Below are 20821 nucleotides of genomic sequence, written 5' to 3'. Positions count from 1 at the left end.
CGTCATCTGCACCGTTTTTAACTTTGTTACAGGAGAGAAAAATGTCTGATAAACCGATTATGGTGGTGGCCACCTTTGCTGCGGCAACCGGTAAAGGCAATGAGCTGTATGACGTGCTGAACCGCTGCGTGGCCCCGAGCCGCCTTGATGAAGGCAACGTGCATTATGATTTATACCGCAGCGTGGAAAACAGTGACCTGTTCCTGTTCCACGAAACCTGGAAAAGCGCTGCTGCCATTGAGCTGCACGAATCGCAGCCTCATTTTCAGGCCCTGCTGGCAGGTGTAAAAGATCTGCTGGCCGCACCGCCCGTGATCACGAAAATGTAAACAGTCATGATGTGGGTCGATCGTGACAAACGATCGACCCTTTACCGCCCTCTTTCCCTTCAGCGGTTTATTTCAGTAAACGCGCCCGGCACGATTTCCCTTTGATCTTCACATCTTTCAGCTGCCCCATCACCTGGCGCGCCTGTGACTGACGGATGGCAACATATGCCTGCGTCGGACCAATATCAATCTTGCCGACCTGATCGCCGGTCAGCCCACCGTCGCCGGTCAGGGCACCGAGAATGTCTCCCGGTCGGATTTTCGCTTTACGGCCGCCGTCCAGGCTCACCGTGACCATCTCTGCCGGCAGCGCTTTCGCCGCCACAGACTTCAGCTCTGATACGTTGCGCCAGGCCAGCTTCTGTTGCAGATAATCTTCCAGCGCATGGGCGCGCACCATCTCATCCTGGGCGACAAAACTAACCGCGCATCCTTCCTGACCGGCGCGGGCAGTACGGCCAATACGGTGGACGTGCACTTCCGGGTCAAAAGAGAGCTGATAGTTAACCACCATCGCCAGTGACTTGATATCCAGCCCGCGTGCGGCCACATCGGTAGCGACCAGTACGCGGCAGCTGCCGTTAGCAAAGCGGATCAGAACCTGATCGCGATCGCGCTGCTCAAGGTCGCCGTGCAGCGCCAGCGCACTGATGTTCGCAGACTCCAGCGCATACGCGATGTCATCACATTCCCGTTTGGTGTTGCAGAACACGACGCAGGAGGTGGGCTGACGGTCACTCAGCAGGCCAATCAGCGCGGTCAGTTTTTCCCGCGGGCCGGCCTCGTAGAAGGTTTGTTCAATAGACGGTAAATCGGAGACATCGCCCGTTTCCACAGTCAGCGGATCGCGCTGAATACTCTGGCTGATCTGGGCAATACCCTGCGGCCAGGTAGCGGAAAACAGCAGCGTCTGGCGGGCCTGCGGACAGTGGCGGATAATGCTGTCGATATCGTCGCGGAAGCCCATTTCCAGCATGCGGTCGGCTTCATCCAGCACCAGCATATTGATGCCATCCAGCTTCAGGGTTTCACGCTTCAGATGGTCAAGAATACGCCCGGGTGTGCCGACAACAATCTGCGGAGCATGCACCAGCGAATCACGCTGTGCGCCGACTGGCTGGCCACCGCACAGTGTGAGAATTTTAATGTTCGCGGTAAAACGCGCCAGACGGCGCAGCTCTTTAGCCACCTGGTCGGCCAGTTCGCGGGTCGGGCACAGCACCAGCGCCTGAGTGACGTACTGGCTGGCATCTACGCGATGCATCACGCCCAGACCAAAGGCGGCAGTTTTACCGCTGCCGGTTTTCGCCTGTGCGCGCACATCCCGCCCCGCAAGAATAGCAGGCAGCGATTCAGCCTGTACCGGCGTCATGTCGAGGTAGCCCAGTTCAGTAAGATTTTCGATCTGGCTGGCGGGAAGTTGGGTCAGGGTAGAAAAAGCAGTCACGGAAGAACTCTCTGATAAAACGGACAGGATTAATGGCGCTGATTGTAGCAGATAAGCGCAAGGGACGGGGAGAAAAGCGCTGGCGATAACGTCGCGCAGCGCTGTGTATTATGTAGTCCGACTAAGATAAAACCAACGCGATTAACAGCCAGAAAATCAGACAGGCTGCCACCATCGCAATCCAGGTATTTCTCCGGTTCCATTTCATGTGTATTCCTTCTCCTTCGTTTCGTTCTTAGCCGTTATATCAATCTGCTCACGGCGTAAGACGAAAGTCTCGGCGGCAATTATAGTAAAGCCTGGCCCTGAATGTCGCCTGTTTATTCGCATTCCGGGCGTAAGTTAAGGCTCAGGGAGTTTTCCTGACGGGCAGGCGCTCTGAGAAGAAAAAATTAGCACTGACGCTTACGGTGTTAACGGCATCCGGGCAGAAAACTTGAGGGGTTTAATATATTTCGTCATTGGATTGTGCTGGGGCGGGAAAAAATAAGAGGAATGAAGCGTCAACAGCGGGACCCCGCCCTGTCAGCAACGGTGACAGGACGGGCCACTGACGGGATCAGCGATCGTTGAACGGATCTTTTTTATCGTCGTCGCTGTCATCCCGCGTGCGCGGAATTTCACCATGCTCGTTGGGATTATCCCTGGCCGGGTGCGGATCTTTTTCCGGTTTGGTCTTTGATTTATCCTGTGACATTACGCCCTCCTCTCGTTGAGATGATTAAGCGTAGTTGATGGCGCGCCGCCCTTCAATTAACGCAGGTCAATGAATGCCTGCGCCAGCCATTACAGGTTAGCAACATCTATATAGAGCGATTTATCTATATTGGTCGACGAGACGGTGGCTTCAGTAAAGGCATACTCTGCTCTGTCACCACTGCGATCCAGCGGCAGGGCCTCGAAATCGAACAGTTCCCTGTCGGCTAACTGGCTTGGGCTGATGTTCTGGATCGACTTAAAGACGCTGTCGACCCGACCCGGCGTTTTTTTATCCCACTCGGTCAGCATGGCTTTGATCGCCTGCCGCTGAAGGTTCTCCTGCGAGCCGCACAGATTGCAGGGAATGATCGGGAAGTCTTTATGTTCCGACCAGGCAATCAAATCTTTTTCCCGGCAGTAGCTCAGCGGACGGATCACGACGTTTCGTCCATCGTCAGAACGCAGCTTCGGGGGCATCGCCTTCATTTTTGCACCGTGGAACATATTGAGGAACAGCGTCTCAACGATGTCATCCATATGGTGGCCAAGGGCGATTTTGGTGGCACCAATTTTCTCGGCAAAGGAGTACAGCGTGCCGCGACGCAGGCGTGAACATAAACCACAGGTGGTTTTTCCTTCCGGTATCTTTTCCTTCACCACGGAATAGGTGTCTTTATCCACAATATAATAAGGGATATCAAGACTGTCGAGATAGGCGGGTAAAATATGTTCCGGGAAGCCAGGTTGTTTCTGATCCAGATTAACCGCAATGACTTCGAATTTGATGGGGGCTACTTTTTGCAGCGCCAGCAAAATATCCAGCATAGCAAACGAGTCTTTGCCGCCGCTCATGCAGGCCATCACAACGTCATTCTCTTCAATCATGTTGTAATCAGTGATGGCAAGGCCAACATTTCTTCTGAGGCGCTTCTGGAGTTTATTCATCTCCAGGGTTTCTTTTCGTACATCGACTTGATTCATAAATACTTCTCTGGATCCTGATGGCTTTAGAACGACGTGATTCTGATTACAGTCTGGAGGGCCATTATACGGAAGTTTCCCAGCCCGGGAAACATCAGAAATACAGAGGGTTCTCGCTGTCCGGCGCAGGCGGGTGGATGTCTCTGCCCGCCCTTAAGCCAGCCCGGGCCGGGTCACGACGTTACTGGTAAGGTGGTGGGTCAATAATCGGATGGGGATCGGCCGGTGGCGGATCGGGTAAGGGCTGAGGTATCGGCGTCGGGCCCGGCACGGGAACGGGGTCGCTTAGTGGTTCTGACAGGCGAATCGACGTTATCTGGTTAGTTAACATGTCTTCCTCCTCATACAGTGTAGGAATAGTAAGCGTAGGACATCTGACGGCGCTGGCAAACGCGCAAAAAAAAGCCGGCGGTTAGGCCGGCCTTGTACGAATCAAATGTGCTATGCATTAATTCAAAAAAAGGAAGTAAGACAATATGGAGCGCAACGCCCATCGCTTGACGTTGCATTCACCTGCGAGAAAGAGTTTGCCCTGATCGACACCAGAATTTATTGACGTCGATCAGCTTTCGTCACGTTATTGCCCCATCCCTGCCTCACATATTCTTATTTATCACAACCATTTACGTTTCCGTAACCACCAGGCAACGCCAATAACCAGCAGCATCAGCAGCATGCAGAACGTGGGGAAACCGTAGCGCCACTCACCGCCGGGGATCCCCCCCAGATTGACGCCAAACAGCCCGGTAAGAAAAGTCGTCGGCAGGAAAACCATCGCCAGCAGTGACATGGTATAGGTTCTGCGGTTCATGGCCTCGGCCATCACCGTGGTGATTTCATCGGCCAGTACGCCGGTGCGCGCCACGCTGGCATCCAGATCGTCCAGCCCTCGCCCTAAACGGTCAGCAATATCCTGCATCCGGCGGCGATCGTCGTCGCTCATCCACGGCAGGCGTTCGCTGGCAATACGGGAAAACACGTCACGCTGTGGGGCCATATAACGACGCATAATAATCAGCTGCTTGCGGATCATCGCCAGCTCACCGCGCGGCGGCACCTGCTGATCCACCACCGCGTCTTCCAGCTCGATAATTTTATCGTGCAGTTCCTCGATAAACTCACTGGTGTGGTCGGTCAGCGCATCACAGACGTCCACCAGCCAGCTGCCACCGTCTACCGGGCCGATGCCGTTCTTCAGGTCGGTCAGCACTTCATCAATGGCAAACACTTTGCGCTGCCGGGTGGAAACGATCAGCTTTTCATTAATAAATACGCGGATCACCACCAGCTGCTCCGGCCGCGATTCGCTATTAAGATTAATGCTGCGCAACGTAATCATTGTGCCGTCGCTCAGGCGGTTAACGCGCGGGCGCATGCTGTCTCCGCCCAGCGCGTCGCGCACCGTGTCCGGCAGCAGCGGGGTAGATGCCAGCCAGTCCGCACTTTCACGATGGGTATAATTCAGGTGCAGCCAGCACGGCCTGTCACAGGTCAGCACATCGCTGTCGTCAATCGGGATTAACCCGCCCTTTCCATCCAGCTGACACGAAATGATCGCATCTGAGACCTGTAATGATTTACCCGCAATGACTTCCACGTTTGTATCACCCTTAACCTAATCAATGCGATACAGTCTAGCCTGAAGGACGCCAGTTGCAAAATGTGCTATCGCCGTCTGCCGCAGGATTGCCGCCGGCAGCCCGGCCGTTAAAAGTCGATCCCCGTCACGAAAAACAGTTATTCCTGCCCGCCCCCCTTGCTAACCCACGGCGACTAAGGAAATATCGCTGCAACATACACAGGATTGCTACTGATTTTCAGGCAAAACCTAAACTGCTTTGATGCGCCATGCCGGCGACGTTGAAGCAGTTTAGGTTTTTTTTTGGCCTGAATTCACTAACGGGCCACAGACAACGATGTCGGAACCAGGAGCATACGATGAAGTACCAGCTTTTATCAGAAGAGATCCTGCAGGGAGTGGGCGGTAAAGAGAACGTCAGTTCGGTGGTGCATTGCGCCACCCGCCTGCGCTTTAAACTGAAAGACAGCCGAAAAGCCAATACGGCTGCGCTCAAGGCCAATGCCGGTGTGATTATGGTGGTAGAAAGCGGCGGTCAGTATCAGGTGGTGATTGGCAACCATGTCAGCGAGGTGTATCAGGCGCTGCTGTCGACGGCGGGCCTGAGCGAGGGCGATGACGACCAGCAAGACACGCAGGACAAGGGGTCGCTGTTTGCCCGCTTTATTGACATCGTTTCCGCAATTTTCACCCCGTTTGTCGGCGTGATGGCCGCGTCCGGTATTCTTAAGGGCCTGCTGGCGCTGGCGCTGGCCTGTGGCTTAACGTCAGAAACCACCGGGACCTATATCACTCTCTCTGCGGCCGGGGATGCGGTGTTCTACTTCCTGCCTGTTCTGCTCGGCTATACCGCCGGGAAGAAATTTGGCGGCAATGCGTTCACCACCATGATTATCGGTGCCGCGCTGGTACACCCGATGATGATGTCCGCGTTTACCGCCTCTCAGGCGGGCAGTCCTCCGCTGCACTTTTTCGGTATCCCGATGATCCTGATTAACTACAGCTCTTCCGTGATCCCGATTATCTTCGCTGCCTGGTTCTCCTGCCTGATCGAGCGCGTGGTACACAGCCGCCTGCCGGGGTCGGTGCGTAACTTCACCACACCGCTGATCTGTCTGGCCATTGTCGTTCCGGTCACTTTTATGCTGATAGGCCCGGTCGCCACCTGGGTAAGCCAGATGCTCGCAGCGGGTTATCTGCATGCCTACAGCTTCAGCCCGACCTTCGCCGGGGCCTTTATGGGGGCTTTCTGGCAGGTCTGTGTGATCTTCGGCCTGCACTGGGGGCTGGTGCCGATCATGCTCAATAACCTTGCTATTCACGGCGCAGACACCCTCCTCCCGCTGCTGATGCCCGCAGTTCTGGGCCAGGCCGGGGCGACACTTGGCGTGCTGCTGCGTACCCGGGATGTGAAGCTGAAAGGGATTGCGGCTTCGGCCTTTAGCGCCAGCCTGTTCGGTATTACCGAACCTGCCGTGTACGGCGTCACCCTGCCGAACCGTCGTCCGTTTATCTTTGGCTGCATCGGTGGTGCCATGGGGGCTGCTGTACTCGGCTTCTTCCACACCACCAGCTATTCATTTGGCCTGCCCTCGGTGTTTACCTTCAGCCAGGTGGTGCCAAAAACTGGTTTTGATGCCAGCGTTGTCGCCGCCATCGTCGGCGCGCTGATCGCCTTTATTTTCGCGGCCCTCGCCACCGCGCTGTTTGGGCTGCCGGCGGTGAAAGAGGCAGAGGCTGTGACGACGGACCTTCCGGCTGCCGCTGTCAGTCCCGATCTGCTGCATAAGCAGACGCTATCCAGTCCGATGAGCGGTGCTGTCGTGGCGCTGGAGCAGGTGCCGGATGAAACGTTTGCCAGCGGCCTGTTGGGAAAAGGCATGGGGATCCAGCCGACGGAAGGCCGTGTGCTTTCCCCGGTAAACGGTACTGTGGCGTCCCTGTTCCGCACCCGCCATGCCATTGGACTGGAAGCGGACAACGGCGCTGAAGTCCTGATCCATGTCGGCATCGACACCGTCAAACTCGATGGCCTGCACTTTACGGCTCACGTCAGCCAGGGCGACACCGTGCGCGTCGGTGATCTGCTGCTGGAATTCGATATCCCGGCGATCCGGGCGGCGGGGTATGACCTCACCACACCGGTACTGATCAGTAACAGTGAAGACTACATTGATGTGCTGGCCGCCAGCCCACGGCAGGAAGTGGCCGCCGGTGAGCCGCTGCTGACGCTGATTAAATAATCATTTATAAGGAGAGCACAATGACACAACGTTTCCCACAACATTTTCTCTGGGGTGGCGCCGTTGCCGCAAACCAGGTCGAAGGCGCATGGCAGACCGATGGCAAAGGGATTTCCACCTCTGATTTACAGCCTCAGGGTATCTTTGGTCAGCGCGTGGTGCGTCAGGAGGGAGATTTTGGCATTAAGGACGTGGCGATTGACTTTTATCACCGCTACCCGGAGGACATCAGGCTGTTCGCAGAAATGGGCTTTACCGTGCTGCGGACTTCCATTGCCTGGACGCGGATCTTCCCGGAAGGGGATGAAAGCCAGCCAAATGAGGCCGGGCTGGCCTTCTATGACCGCCTGTTTGACGAGATGGCGAAATACAATATCGCGCCGCTGGTCACCCTTTCCCATTATGAAATGCCGTACGGACTGATTAAGAAGTACGGCGGCTGGGGAGATCGTAAAACTATCGACTGCTTTGTCCACTATGCCGAAACGGTGTTCGCCCGCTACAAAGAGAAAGTGAAGCACTGGCTGACCTTCAATGAAATCAACATGTCGCTCCACGCGCCGTTTACCGGCGTAGGTCTGCCGGAAGACAGCGATAAACAGGCCGTCTATCAGGCTATCCATCATCAGCTGGTGGGCAGTGCGCGCGCGGTAAAGGCCTGTCACCGGATCATACCGGATGCAAAAATCGGCAATATGCTGCTGGGGGCGATGCTCTATCCGCTCAGTCCACTTCCGGCCGATCTGCTGGAGACGCAAAAGCAGAACCGTGACTGGCTGTTCTTTGGCGATGTCCAGACGCGTGGCTACTACCCAGCCTATATGACGCGCTACTTTAAAGAAAACGGCATCCGGCTGGCGATCACGGAGCAGGATAAACAGGATTTGCGCGAGCCGATCGACTTTATCTCGTTCAGCTACTATATGACCGGCTGCGTGACCACCAATGAAGAGCAGAACCACAAAGCACGCGCCAATATTCTGAATATGGTGCCGAATCCGCATCTGGAAAGCTCCGAGTGGGGCTGGCAGATCGACCCGGAAGGGTTGCGTTTTCTGATGAACGAGCTGTATGACCGCTACCAGAAACCACTGTTTATCGTGGAGAATGGCCTGGGGGCGCGCGACACCGTTGAAGCTGACGGCAGCATCAATGATGATTACCGCATTGCCTACCTGAACGATCATCTGGTGCAGGTCCGGGAAGCCATTGAAGACGGTGTTGAGGTGCTGGGTTACACCTGCTGGGGCCCGATTGACCTGGTGAGCGCTTCAAAAGCCGAGTTCTCCAAGCGCTACGGTTTTATCTATGTTGACCGGGATGACCAGGGGAACGGCACCCTCGCCCGCAGCCGTAAGAAGAGTTTCTTCTGGTATCAGAACGTGATCAAAACGCACGGGGGATCACTGAAGTAATCCCACCGGGGCCCACCCCAGCCGTTTGGCAGGGGCGGGCTCCGTCGACGTTATAAATCCAGCGCGGTCAGATCAAGATAGTGGGCCAGATCACGCGTTTCTGCCCGGGGCAGATAGGGCAACTCCCCCAGCAGAGGAGCCGGAATTTTATCCCGCAGCACATCAATAATTTCTGCATAGTGCGCCAGGCCGGGGTTAATCCGGTTAGCCACCCAGCCTAAAAGCGGCAGACCGTCGTTGATTACCGCCTGCGCCGTGAGCAGCGCATGGCTGATGCAGCCCAGTTTAATGCCGACCACCAGCACCACGGGCAGCTGTTCCTGAACCGCCCAGTCAGACAGCGGACGCAGATCGTTCATCAGACTGCGCCAGCCGCCGGTCCCCTCCACCACAATATAGTCAGCCTGATCGTTCAGGGCATGCAGCCCGTGGCTTAAGGTTGCGTAACTGATCGGGGTTGCGCTGGTACTGATCTCATCGTCGAGCAGGGTGATGGGATTAATCGCCTGATACGGCAACTGTACGGATGAAGAACCCTGAAGAACCAGGGCATCCTTATTGCGTGGTCCTTCTTCCGTTTGCTGGCTGCTTTTAGCAACCGGTTTGTAGCCTACGGCGCGTTTATTGTTTGTCGCCAGCTTTTGTAACAACGCGCGCGATACCACCGTTTTTCCTACTTCAGTATCGGTTCCAGTGACAAATAAACGTTTCAACATGGGATGACTCCGACAGGCACAGCCTGGCCTCATTAATAATTTTCATACTCGGTAAATGAGCGAAAATTGTAGGGGAGTGCCGCCGGTCGGAGATTGCGTTAGCGCAATGTTTAGTGAATTTATCAGCCTTGTAGCAGTTTGATTAACAATGACCCGTTATAGAGCGCATCTTTGACCAGCGCTGCCCCCGGCATCGTGCCCAGATTAATAAAGGCGGTGGGTTCCACGCTGACAGCTTTACTGTAGCTGGGTAAGGCCTGTTGACGAATACAGGTCACTATTGCCGGGTAAAGGATGCTCTGCGCCCGGTTAAGCGGCGATCCGATGAGAATTTTCTGCGGATGGAACAGGTTGACCATCACCGCCACAATGCGCCCCACGCTGTTACCCACGCCGGAAATGATGTCACAGGCAAGCTGATCCCCGGCCAGCGCGGCATCACAGAGGGCATCAATGGTTAACGACTGATTATGCAGCGTGGAACTCATGGAGGCCTGCATCCGCTGCGCGGCCAGCTCCAGCATGCTGTCCGTGCTGGCTACTGTTTCCAGGCAACCGTGATTGCCGCAGTAGCAGCGTTTGCCCCACGGATCGACCTGGGTATGGCCGATCTCCACCAGCGTGCTGCTGCCGCCGTGCAGCAAGCGCCCCCCGGTGATCACCCCCGCGCCCACATTATGGTCAATCACCACCTGGAGGACATCGCGGGCATCCCGCGAGGCCCCAAACAGCGACTCGGCCATCGTCCAGGCGCAGATATCATGCTGAATATAGACCGGCAGACCGGTGTGGCTGGCCAGCGACGGGCCAAGCGGCATATCGTCCACGTCATAATAGGGCATCCGGTGCACAATCCCGGTCTGGCTGTTCATAATGCCCGGCAACGTGATAGCAATGGCGGTCAGGCGTTCCAGCTTGTGCTGGTGATGGATAAAGAACTGGTCGATCTGCTGGATGATGCGGGCCAGCAGCGGCAGTGCGTCTTGCGCCGGCAGAGCAAACTGCTGCTCCACCACCATTTTACTGCTGAGGTCACGCAGGGCGAGTGTGATATCGCCAGCGCCGATGCGCACGGAAAGGAAATGCCAGGCCTGGGTGTCCAGCAGCAGTCCGACGGCCGGGCGGCCACGGCTTCCGGGCTCCTGAAACTCTGTCTCCTGCACCAGGTGGGCTTCCAGCATCTCCCGCACGATTTTGGTGATACTGGCCGGAGCCAGCTGCGCTTTTTTTGACAGCTCAATACGCGAGATAGGGCCAAACCGATCAATCAGTCTGTACACCGCTCCGGCATTAGTCTGTTTAATCTGGTCAATATGGCCAGGCTGACTGTCCGCAATCACACCCTACTCCCGCTTATTACCGTCAAAACAGCGTTTGTCGCTTTTCTGAACCAACCGACAGTCGTCAGAAACTGACGATGATGGCCGACCGATCGGCTCTTATTTTCGCGCTTCAAAATAAAGCATCCGGCTCATGGTGAAACACTTATCAGATGGCGTCAAATATTTGATTCGATATGTGATTTGCCGCACATAAACCACCTTCACCTGCTCATGTTTTCCGCTATTTATGCTGCGGTAACGGCAGCAGGAGTTTCATCATGGAGGCGACCACCGCTGGCATCTCCCGCTGCCGGGACCACACCAGCCACACTTCCGATTGCGCATCTTGCTCGGTCAGGGGTATCCACACCACGTCACTCAGCCGCACGCGGCGAAACGAAGCGGGAAGAATAGAGACGCCGAGTCCGGTAGACACCAGGCCAATAATGGTCATCGCTTCGCCCACTTCCTGAGCAATGTCGGGCTGGATTTGGTAACGCCCCAGCAGGTCGAGAATTTCGCCATACAGCGCGGTCCCCACCTGCGGGTCAAAAAAGACAAACGGTTCCTGCGCCAGCTCGCTCAGTGCAATACGCGGCCTGCCGGCCAGACGGTGGGCGCGGTGAACCAGCGCGAACATCGGCTCGCGCAGCAGCAGCTGATGATCGAGGCTTTCCGGCAGCAGCGTGTTGCGCATAACGCCCAGGTCAAGGCGTCCTTCGCTGAGCGGGGCCAACTGCTGGCGGGTGTTGATCTCCTGCATCTGGATATGCACCGCAGGGAAGCGCTGGCGAAAGGTGAATAACGCATCGGAGACCACGGTAATAAAGGGGGCCGAGGAGGTGAAACCAATACGCAGCTCCCCTTCATCTCCGCGATGCAGCCGGGAGGCTTTATCGGCGGCCTGTTCGACCTGCTGCAGGATCTGACGGGCATCCTGCAGAAACTGCTTCCCGGCGGCCGTCAGCTGCACGCTGCGGTTGGTTCGGGCCAGCAGGCGAGCGCCAGTTTCCTTTTCCAGAATCTGGATTTGCTGACTGAGCGGAGGCTGCGAAATATTCAGCCGCTGGGCAGCCCGGCCGAAATGCAGTTCTTCCGCCACGGCGACAAAATAGCGCAGATGGCGCAGCTCTATATTCATAGGTTTAACATATCATTCGAGATTATTAATATATTAGACATCATAATCTCAGTTTCTTACCCTTTACAACGTCATCCCCCCATGAACTTGCTAAGGAACCGTTGTGAACCGCTCATCGCCTGCCGTCAGACCGCCCGCTTCTGCTGACCGGGCCACTCCCGCCCTCTCCGGCCAGCCAGCCGCGGATAAGAATATTTTGATAAAACGCGGAACCCCTCAGTTTATGCGCGTCACGCTGGCGCTGTTCTCCGCCGGTCTGGCGACCTTCGCCCTGCTTTACTGTGTACAGCCGATCCTTCCCGTGCTGTCGCAGGAGTTTGGCGTCTCCCCGGCGGCCAGCAGTATTTCCCTGTCGGTTTCTACGGGGATGCTGGCACTGGGCCTGCTGATCACCGGCCCGTTATCCGATGCGGTCGGACGTAAGTCGGTGATGGTCACCGCCCTGATGCTGGCGGCGATTTTCACCCTGCTTTCTGCCACCATGACCAGCTGGCACGGCATACTGATGATACGCGCGCTGATCGGACTCTCCCTAAGCGGCGTGGCCGCTGTGGGCATGACCTATCTGAGCGAAGAAATCCACCCAAGCGTGGTGGCGTTTTCCATGGGCCTGTACATCAGCGGGAACTCCATTGGCGGCATGAGCGGTCGATTACTCAGCGGGGTGATCACCGATTTTACCAGCTGGCGGGTGGCTGTGATGGCGATCGGCTGCTGCGCGCTGGCCTCCGCACTGATGTTCTGGAAAATCCTGCCGCCCTCCCGCCATTTTCGCGCGGCCTCGCTCAGGCCCCGCAGCCTGCTGATCAACTTTCGCCTGCACTGGCGTGACAGCGGATTACCGCTGCTGTTTGCCGAAGGTTTCCTGCTGATGGGAGCTTTTGTCACGCTGTTTAACTATATTGGCTACCGGCTGCTTTCACCGCCCTATTCAATGAACCAGGCGGTCGTCGGGCTGCTGTCGGTGGTCTACCTGACCGGGTCATGGAGCTCACCCAAGGCCGGCGCAATGACGGCAAAATATGGCCGCGCTGCGGTCCTGCTGTTTTCAACCGCGCTGATGCTCACCGGACTGCTGGTGACGCTGGCGACGAGTCTCTGGCTGATCCTGCCGGGCATGATGCTGTTTACCGCTGGATTTTTCGCGGCGCATGCCGTGGCCAGCGGCTGGATCGGCGCGCGCGCACGGCGCGCCAAAGGACAGGCCTCTTCATTGTATCTGTTCAGCTATTATCTGGGTTCCAGCGTGGCAGGAACGCTTGGCGGCGTATTCTGGCATCACTTTGGCTGGCACGGCATTACCGCCTTTATCTCCGCCCTGCTGATACTGGCGCTGCTGGCGGGCGCCCGCCTGCGGGGTAAAAAACTCTGATACGGTTCACCGTCGCCGGTCGGGAGGACAGGCGCTCCCGACAATCTCCGCTAAAAAATCCGTCACCCGGATCGCCGCCGGTAAGCGCTTCAGTTCCGGGTAAGCCGCCAGCCAGATATCCCTGACCGGAGGCGGGGTTGCGACCGGCAGGGAAACCAGCGCAGTATCCGCCTCGCCCATAAAGCAGGGCAGCACTACGGCTCCCAGCCCGGTGCGGGCAGCCTGCTGCTGCGCCATCAGATCGCTGGCACGGAACACCACGGCGCGTCCCGCCAGCAGAGTGTTCAGCCATTGTTGCTGAGTGACATAATCGAGCCGATCTTCATAGGCGATAAACGTCCAGCGGTCCGGTGAGAGGGCGCTGAACGCGGGCGACGCATACAGTCCAAAGCGCATCGTGCCGATGCGCCTGATGAGCAGGTCAGGGTCGTCCGGGCGGGTCAGACGCACGGCAATGTCGGCTTCGCCCTTATCCAGCAGTGCGTGCCCGGACATGCCGGACAGCGAGAGCGTTACTCCCGGATGCTGATGCGAAAAGCGGCCCATTGCCGGGGCGATCAGCCGTGCGGCGACGGCGGGTGACGCGCTGACCCTGACCACCGTGTTTGTCGTAGCCGCCAGAGACTGGGCCTGCAGCTTAATGCGGTCGGCAATCCTGCCCATGTCTCCGGCAACCGCCGCGATCATCTCGCCGTGTGTGGTCAGGGTGGTACGCCGCGGCAGCCTTTCCGTCAGCCGCAGGCCGAGGGCGCTTTCCAGTGAAGCAATGCGCCGGCTCACTGTGGCGTGATCGACCTTCAGCGCTTTGGCCGCTGCCGCCATCGAGCCATGACGCACCAGGGCGAGAAAATACGCCAAATCCTGCCAGTCCATCCCCTACCTCATATGCAAAAATTCACGTATATGGGAATTTTATACGCGTATTTTCCCGTTGCAGACAGTTATAAACTTCCCCTACTACTTAAACCCTGAGGAGAAGAAGATGCCCATCGCGATCAGCATCAGTCAGCCGGGAGGCCCGGAGGTGTTAAAACCGATTGAGGTGTATCCGGGAGAACCGGGCCCGGATGAAGTCCAGATCCGCCACGCCGTTATTGGCGTTAATTTTGTCGATATTTATTACCGCTCCGGCCTTTATCCCCTGCCGTCCTCTCCTGCGATACCCGGTTTTGAGGGGGCTGGCGTGGTCGTTGCCCGCGGGTGTCACGTTGAGGGGTTTTCCCCCGGCGATCGCGTTGCCTATACCGGTAACCCTTTGGGTGCATACTGCGAGTGCAGAAACATTCCTGCCGCGCGGCTGATAAAGATCCCCGAGGGAATAGATATGCGTACCGCCGGAAGTTCAATGCTGCGTGGCCTGACGGCGCATATGTTGCTGCATAAAGTCTGGCACGTACAGCCGGGCGAGTGGCTTCTGGTTCATGCCGCTGCCGGGGGGCTGGGTCAGTTGGTCACACGCTGGGCAACCCTTAAAGGCGCACGGGTCATCGGTACCACCAGTACGCCTGCCAGAGCCGCGCACGTATCAGCCGCCGGGGCGGTCAGTGTGCTGCTGCATACGGACCCCGACTGGGTCAGTCAGGTGGCTGAAATCACCGGGGGCTCCGGCGTACACTTTGCTGTAGACGGTATCGGCGGGAGTATGCTCTCCGCGACGCTCGGCGTCGTGCGCCCGTTCGGTATGGTGGCCAGTATGGGCCAGCCGGCGGGCCCCATCCCTCCGGTACCGGTTGAGGATTTAGGCTTCAGCCGCTCCATCGCCCTGATGCGCCCGAGCTCGATAGCCTACGCTGACGATGCCGTGCTGTACCAACGGGGAGCGGCAGACCTGATGGCCGCCCTGCAAAACGGACTGATCAACCCTGTCGGCGCTGAGTTTCCCCTGATGGAAGCAGGACGGGCCCATGCCAGTCTTGAAGCCGGCCACACGACGGGCAGCGTGATCCTGACGGTCTGACAGCCGCACAGTCTTAGCAGGTAGTGTCCGGGGGACGCCCTGCTGTTTCCCGGCAACCTGACGAGTGCAGTACCGCCCTTTTTCGCTGCGGACGCAAAAAACGCGTTTGCTGATGTTCATCTCCGGTTTCTCCTGCTATAGTCATTAGTATGTTGTAACTAATGGAGGTCTGATGACACGTTACGATGCCGTTGATCAACTTCATCACTGTGTCAGTCAGCTGGAGCAGGAACTGGCGGTGCTGCAGCAGCAGATCCTAGCCCTGCGTCTGCTGGCCGCCCGGGTGTTTGAACTGCCGGGGGTGGAGAAAGGAAAAGAGCACGATCCGCTGACCCAGGTGGCCGTGACACAGCTGACCGGTACAAAGGCGCTTGAACGCACCCTGACCCATTACGGCCGTCTTTTTATGCAACATCAGTCGGAGAAACTGAGTACTAAAGCCGCTGTACGCCTGCCTGGTGCCGTCTGCCTTGAGGCCGATGGCGCGCAGGCTGCCCTGCTGCACCAGCAGGTGGCGACGATTAATCAGCTAAAACAGCGGCTGGAACAGATCATCACGGTAGAGTCTGGCCTGCCCGCCGAGGAGCGTTTTGAGTTTGTCCACCGCCATCTGCGCGGGCTGATCACGCTGAATGCCTACCGCTCACTGACTCTGCTGGATGCGCCGGACTCCGTGCGCTTTGGCTGGGCCAACAAACATATCATCAAGAATGTCAGCCGCGACGAGATGCTGGCAACGCTGCAAAAAAGCCTGAAGGCCGGCCGGGCCGTTGCCCCGTGGACGCGCGAACAGTGGGCAGAACGCATCGCTGATGAAATAGACGCGGTGAAATCGCTGCCCGCCGGGGCGGCGCTGAAGATCAAACGTCCGGTGAAGGTTCAGCCGATTGCGCGGGTGTGGAACAGCCAGGACAGGAAACAGACCCAGCTGGCCTGCCCTTCTCCCCTGCTGGTGCTGTGCCCGGACGCCAATAGCGTGCCGGCGCTGGGGGAACTGTTAAATTACGATGCCGCCAGGGTGACGCACCGCTACAAACCCGATGCCCAGCCGTTATTTTTGCTGATCCCGCGCCTGCATCTGTATACCGATCGGCTGGTTTAACATAAAAAAAAGCGGGACGACCGATAAGCCGGTCGTCCCGCCTGGCCAGAGAGGGTATCCGGCGTTACACCTTCATGCTGCCGACCATCACTTCCGGACGCACCCAGGCATCAAACTCTTCTTCCGTCAGATAACCGAGCTTCAGCGCCGATGCTTTCAGCGTCAGCCCTTCTTTATGCGCTTTCTTGGCTATTTCTGCCGCTTTATCGTAGCCGATATGGGTGTTCAGCGCCGTTACCAGCATCAGGGACTCGTTCAGCAGCTGGCTGATGCGGTCACGATTTGGCTCAATGCCGATGGCACAGTGGTGGTTAAAGCTGTCCATCCCGTCGGCCAGCAGACGCACCGACTGCAGGAAGTTATGGATCACCATCGGGCGGTAGACGTTGAGCTCGAAGTTACCGGATGCCCCACCGATGTTCACCGCCACATCGTTACCCATCACCTGGCAGCAAAGCATGGTCATGGCTTCACACTGGGTCGGGTTGACTTTACCCGGCATGATCGAGCTGCCCGGCTCGTTTTCCGGAATGGCGATCTCGCCGATGCCGCAGCGCGGGCCGGAAGACAGCCAGCGTACGTCGTTGGCGATTTTCATCAACGAGGCTGCCAGGCCTTTCAGCGCCCCGTGGGCGTGTACCAGCGCATCGCAGGTCGCCAGGGCTTCAAATTTGTTTGGCGCGGTGACAAACGGCTGTTTCGTCAGTTCAGCCAGCTCTTTTGCCACGCGGACGGCATATTCCGGGTGCGTATTCAGTCCGGTACCCACAGCGGTGCCGCCCAGCGCCAGTTCAGCGACGTGGGGAATGCTCTGCTCGATGTGCTTAAGATTGTGGTTAAGCATCGCTACCCAGCCGGAGATCTCCTGGCCCAGGGTTAGCGGCGTGGCATCCTGCAGGTGGGTACGGCCAATTTTCACGATGTCTTTAAACGCCTCTGCCTTTTCATTCAGCGTTTGATGCAGTTTTTTCAGTTCGGGGATCAGGTGTTCCTGTACCGCAACCACTGCCGCCACATGCATGGCCGTCGGGAAGACGTCATTCGAACTCTGGCTTTTATTGACGTCATCGTTAGGATGCACCAGGCGCGACATACCGCGTTCGCCACCGAGGATCTCGCTGGCGCGGTTGGCCAGCACCTCGTTCATGTTCATATTGGTTTGCGTACCGGAACCGGTCTGCCAGATGGCCAGCGGAAACTCGCCAGGATGCCTGTCGGCCAGCACTTCATCGGCGGCCTGAATAATGGCTCCACTGCGATCGTCAGGTAGCAGCCCGAGGTCGTTGTTCACTTTGGCCGCTGCACGCTTGGTCAGCGCCAGGGCATACACCAGCTCAACCGGCATTTTTTCTGTGGAGATACGGAAGTGTTCCAGCGAACGCTGCGTTTGCGCCCCCCAGAGTTTGTCGGCAGGGACATCAATCGGTCCCATTGAATCTTTTTCAACGCGGTTGGCAGCCATTCCTGTCTCCTTTGGCACAACGTATAATAGGGTCGCGCTTTAGCCCGACACGGCGGTCAAAAGCGCGGCAATAGTCTGACACAGAGAGGGATACGATTATGCGACTCATTCGCGTTTATTGCATCCCGATTGTTCTTCCAGTGTAGTTTTCTGTTTTAATACTGCCAGTAACCGCTGAATGGCCAGGGAGAAAGAATGCAAAAGTTAATCAATTCGGTGCAACAGTACGCCTGGGGCAGTAAAACAGCCCTGACGTCGCTGTACGGCATCGCGAATCCGACCCAGCAGCCGATGGCTGAATTATGGATGGGAGCGCATCCGAAGAGCTCGTCGCAGGTGATGGTGGATGGCCAGCCGCGTGCGCTGCGCGATCTGATTGATGCTGACAAAGCCGGTCTGTTAGGCGAAAGCGTGGCCCGTCGCTTTGGCGAGCTGCCCTTTTTATTCAAAGTCCTGTGCGCCGATCAGCCGCTGTCGATCCAGGTACATCCCAGTAAAGCCGCCGCTGAAGCAGGCTATGCGCGTGAAAATGCTGCCGGCATTCCGCTGGATGCCGCGACGCGAAACTATAAAGATGCCAATCATAAACCCGAACTGGTCTATGCCCTGACGCCGTTTAAAGCGATTAATGGTTTTCGCCCTCTGTCAGACATTGTCTCACTGCTGCAGCCGTTAGCCGGTGCGCATCCGGCGATTGCCCATTTTCTGAATCATCCCGACACCGCCTCTCTTTCCGCGCTGTTTGCTGCCCTGCTCTCGCTGAAGGGGGAAGAGAAGTCGCTGGCGCTGGATATTTTGCAGGCCACCGTCGCCAGCCAGCACGGCGAGCCCTGGCAGACGATTGCCGACATCGCCGGGGTCTATCCCGATGACTGCGGTCTGTTTGCGCCCCTGCTGCTGAATGTCATCACTCTGCAGCCTGCCGAGGCGATGTTTCTGTTCGCCGAAACCCCACACGCGTACCTGCATGGTGTGGCGCTCGAGGTGATGGCGAACTCCGATAATGTACTGCGCGCCGGGTTGACGCCGAAATACATTGACGTGCCGGAGCTGCTGGCCAACCTGCGATTTGACTCCCGCGCCGCCGGTACGCTACTGACCACGCCGCAGCAGGAGGGTGCCACGCAGCACTTCCCCATCCCGGTGGAGGATTTTTCTTTTTCCATTCACGCGCTCGACACCCCGCCGCTCACCGTCAGCCAGCAGAGCGCCGCGATTATCTTCTGTATCGATGGGCAGGCGACATTGAACTGCGGCGGGCAGTCGCTGTCACTACAAGCGGGTGAGTCAGCCTTTATTAGCGCCCGTGAGTCGCCGCTCACGCTGAGCGGAAACGGTCGCGTGGCCCGGGTATTTAACGAACTACCGAATTGCGGCTGACGCCGCTGGCCATAATTGCTAATATTATCCACGAATTATTAAAAACGCCGTCAGGCGTTTTTTATCGCCAAAAGGCAACCTGCAGGACCTGAACAGGTTTCCGGTGTTTGTGAACAGTAAAAGGATGCTATTACAGATGAAAAAAACAAAGATTGCTGTGGGTGTGGTTATTGCTCTTGGCGTAGTCTGGACTGCCAGTGCCTGGATGACGGGCAAGCAGTTAGAAAAAAACATGGATCAGGTCGTTCAACAGGCTAATGCACAGATTCAGAAAAGCGCACCGGAAAGCCGTCTGAAATTAAGTTATCAGGACTTCGAGCGTGGCATCTTCAGCAGCCATGCGCGTTTTGTCCTGCAGTCAAGCTCACAAACTGAAGATAACTCCCTGCTGAAACCGGGACAGAGCATCATCTTCAGTGAAAATATTGACCACGGCCCTTTCCCCCTGGCTCAGTTGAAAAAATTCAATCTGACCCCGAGCATGGCCTCTGTTCACACCGAGCTGGAAAACACCGAGGCGGTGAAGAAGCTGTTTGAGATCGCCAAAGGGAAATCCATTATTCAGGCTGAAACCCGCATTGGTTACGGCGGCAGCACTGATTCCGCTATCACCCTGCTGCCAGCGGATTACAGCAAACCCGAATCCGGTGAGCGTTTTGCCTTCGATGGTGGCACCCTGAACATCAGCGCGGATGGGGAAGGCAATAAAGTCGACTTCAGCAGTGACATCAACAGCCTGGTGATGTCCTCCCGCAATGAGCTGGATATGCCGGTTCTGGTCACGCTTAACGGCCTGAAGGTCGATGCCAACACCCACCTGAGCCCGGAAGGTGTGCGCATTGGCGATCAGACGATTAATCTGACAAAGCTGACTGCAGCGGTTGACGGTAAAGAAGCGATGGTGGCCGAAGGGCTGAAAGGGAAATCAAACTTTGATTCCACTAACAACCGCGTTTCTGGTCTGATTGACTACACCCTTGACGGACTTAAGCTGCAGGGACAGAGCTTTGGTCAGGGCAAGCTGGCGATTAAGCTGGACGGGTTTGATGGTAAGGCACTGAAAACTTTCTCTGAAACCTATAACCGTCAGGTGCAGGCACTGACCAGCGACCCGGCGCTGCAGGAAAACCCAGAGCTGTATCAGCAGCGCGTCTCCGAACTGCTGACGCAAAACGTGGCACTGCTGCTGAAGGGATCGCCTTCCGTCAGCATCGCGCCGTTTAGCTGGAAAAATGACAAAGGTGAAAGTAGCTTCAACCTGAATGCCCAGTTCAAAGATCCGGCCGCCACCACGGCTCCTGCGCAAAATTTGGGTCAGCAGGTGGACAGCGTGCTGAAATCGCTGGATACCACGCTGGCCATCTCCATGCCGATGGCCACTGAAATGATGACTCACGTCGCCATGTCAGAAGGTTACAAGCAGGAAGATGCTGCGAAGCTGGCCGATCAGCAGGTGAAAGGTCTGGCTGCAATGGGACAGATGTTTAAACTGACCACGCAGAAGGATAACAACATCACTACCAGCCTGCAGTACAGCACCGGACAGGTCACCATGAACGGTGAAAAAATGCCGCTGGAACAGTTCCTCTCCCGCTATATGCTGGGTGGCGGTATTGGTATTTCACCGGAAGGTATGCCGCAGTAAACCGCGTTAATGAACGGGCCGCCTCTGCGGC

General features: G+C 56.9%; 18 protein-coding genes. 8 read left to right on the top strand and 10 right to left on the bottom strand.

Annotation, left to right across the window (positions count from 1 at the left end; translation table 11 throughout):
• The first annotated feature begins 41 nt into the window (after window positions 1-41).
• The gene (locus ACZ3HG_RS02440) at window positions 42-329 is read left to right on the top strand and encodes a putative quinol monooxygenase (RefSeq protein ID WP_191932259.1); all 288 of its coding nucleotides are present in this window, start codon (window positions 42-44) and stop codon (window positions 327-329) included.
• A 67-nt stretch (window positions 330-396) separates the two neighbouring features.
• Here the strand turns inward: ACZ3HG_RS02440 and dbpA are convergent, their stop codons facing one another.
• The 5 genes from dbpA to zntB form a co-directional block, all read right to left on the bottom strand.
• On the bottom strand, window positions 397-1776 hold the full coding sequence (dbpA, locus tag ACZ3HG_RS02435; RefSeq protein ID WP_191932258.1) for an ATP-dependent RNA helicase DbpA: 1380 nt from the start codon (window positions 1774-1776) through the stop codon (window positions 397-399).
• A 559-nt stretch (window positions 1777-2335) separates the two neighbouring features.
• Entirely contained in the window at window positions 2336-2473 is a 138-nt protein-coding gene (locus ACZ3HG_RS02430; protein ID WP_191932257.1) for a hypothetical protein, read from the bottom strand.
• Window positions 2474-2562: 89 nt separating this feature from the next.
• A complete protein-coding gene (ttcA, locus tag ACZ3HG_RS02425) occupies window positions 2563-3456 on the bottom strand; it encodes a tRNA 2-thiocytidine(32) synthetase TtcA (protein WP_191932256.1) in 894 nt (297 codons plus the stop codon).
• A 181-nt stretch (window positions 3457-3637) separates the two neighbouring features.
• Window positions 3638-3787, bottom strand: coding sequence for a proline-rich small protein YnaL (gene ynaL, locus ACZ3HG_RS02420; RefSeq protein WP_191933142.1), 150 nt, complete (start codon window positions 3785-3787; stop codon window positions 3638-3640).
• 282 nt (window positions 3788-4069) lie between these two features.
• The gene (gene zntB, locus ACZ3HG_RS02415; protein ID WP_191932255.1) at window positions 4070-5053 is read right to left on the bottom strand and encodes a zinc transporter ZntB; all 984 of its coding nucleotides are present in this window, start codon (window positions 5051-5053) and stop codon (window positions 4070-4072) included.
• A gap of 341 nt (window positions 5054-5394) precedes the next feature.
• Between zntB and bglF the strand changes: the two genes are divergently transcribed.
• Together bglF and ACZ3HG_RS02405 are read left to right on the top strand one after the other, a co-directional pair.
• Window positions 5395-7278 carry a PTS beta-glucoside transporter subunit IIABC gene (gene bglF / locus ACZ3HG_RS02410; RefSeq protein ID WP_465331681.1) on the top strand — a complete coding sequence of 628 codons (1884 nt, stop codon included), beginning with the start codon at window positions 5395-5397 and terminating at the stop codon, window positions 7276-7278.
• 20 nt (window positions 7279-7298) lie between these two features.
• A complete protein-coding gene (locus tag ACZ3HG_RS02405) occupies window positions 7299-8693 on the top strand; it encodes a glycoside hydrolase family 1 protein (RefSeq protein WP_191932253.1) in 1395 nt (464 codons plus the stop codon).
• Window positions 8694-8743: 50 nt separating this feature from the next.
• On the opposite strand, the gene bioD is transcribed toward ACZ3HG_RS02405, so the two are convergent.
• The 3 genes from bioD to ACZ3HG_RS02390 form a co-directional block, all read right to left on the bottom strand.
• Window positions 8744-9409, bottom strand: a complete 666-nt coding sequence (gene bioD, locus ACZ3HG_RS02400) for a dethiobiotin synthase (protein ID WP_191932252.1) — start codon at window positions 9407-9409, stop codon at window positions 8744-8746.
• Between the two features lie 122 nt (window positions 9410-9531).
• Entirely contained in the window at window positions 9532-10749 is a 1218-nt protein-coding gene (mlc, locus tag ACZ3HG_RS02395) for a sugar metabolism global transcriptional regulator Mlc (RefSeq protein ID WP_465331679.1), read from the bottom strand.
• Window positions 10750-10972: 223 nt separating this feature from the next.
• Window positions 10973-11872: a LysR family transcriptional regulator gene (locus tag ACZ3HG_RS02390; protein WP_191932250.1), complete on the bottom strand. Its 900-nt coding sequence runs from the start codon at window positions 11870-11872 to the stop codon at window positions 10973-10975.
• Between the two features lie 103 nt (window positions 11873-11975).
• Here ACZ3HG_RS02390 and ACZ3HG_RS02385 point away from each other — a divergent pair, with 103 nt between their 5' ends.
• Window positions 11976-13244 (top strand): MFS transporter, encoded by a 1269-nt coding sequence (locus ACZ3HG_RS02385; RefSeq protein WP_191932249.1) that lies wholly within the window; start codon window positions 11976-11978, stop codon window positions 13242-13244.
• 6 nt (window positions 13245-13250) lie between these two features.
• Here ACZ3HG_RS02385 and ACZ3HG_RS02380 read toward each other — a convergent pair whose 3' ends face one another.
• Window positions 13251-14117 carry a LysR family transcriptional regulator gene (locus tag ACZ3HG_RS02380; protein WP_465331676.1) on the bottom strand — a complete coding sequence of 289 codons (867 nt, stop codon included), beginning with the start codon at window positions 14115-14117 and terminating at the stop codon, window positions 13251-13253.
• A 109-nt stretch (window positions 14118-14226) separates the two neighbouring features.
• Between ACZ3HG_RS02380 and ACZ3HG_RS02375 the strand changes: the two genes are divergently transcribed.
• Together ACZ3HG_RS02375 and tus are read left to right on the top strand one after the other, a co-directional pair.
• Window positions 14227-15201 carry a quinone oxidoreductase family protein gene (locus ACZ3HG_RS02375; protein WP_191932247.1) on the top strand — a complete coding sequence of 325 codons (975 nt, stop codon included), beginning with the start codon at window positions 14227-14229 and terminating at the stop codon, window positions 15199-15201.
• 172 nt (window positions 15202-15373) lie between these two features.
• Window positions 15374-16303, top strand: coding sequence for a DNA replication terminus site-binding protein (tus, locus tag ACZ3HG_RS02370; protein WP_191932246.1), 930 nt, complete (start codon window positions 15374-15376; stop codon window positions 16301-16303).
• A gap of 64 nt (window positions 16304-16367) precedes the next feature.
• Here the strand turns inward: tus and fumC are convergent, their stop codons facing one another.
• The gene (fumC, locus tag ACZ3HG_RS02365) at window positions 16368-17765 is read right to left on the bottom strand and encodes a class II fumarate hydratase (RefSeq protein WP_465331673.1); all 1398 of its coding nucleotides are present in this window, start codon (window positions 17763-17765) and stop codon (window positions 16368-16370) included.
• Between the two features lie 195 nt (window positions 17766-17960).
• Between fumC and manA the strand changes: the two genes are divergently transcribed.
• Window positions 17961-19145, top strand: a complete 1185-nt coding sequence (manA, locus tag ACZ3HG_RS02360) for a mannose-6-phosphate isomerase (RefSeq protein ID WP_191932244.1) — start codon at window positions 17961-17963, stop codon at window positions 19143-19145.
• A gap of 136 nt (window positions 19146-19281) precedes the next feature.
• Window positions 19282-20790, top strand: coding sequence for a YdgA family protein (locus ACZ3HG_RS02355; protein ID WP_465331671.1), 1509 nt, complete (start codon window positions 19282-19284; stop codon window positions 20788-20790).
• The last annotated feature ends 31 nt before the right edge of the window (window positions 20791-20821 follow it).

The organism is Erwinia sp. PME.40.26/001 (assembly GCF_055556675.1).
The sequence above is the reverse complement of the archived record's forward strand: the minus strand, read 5'-3'. Positions and strand labels throughout refer to the sequence as shown.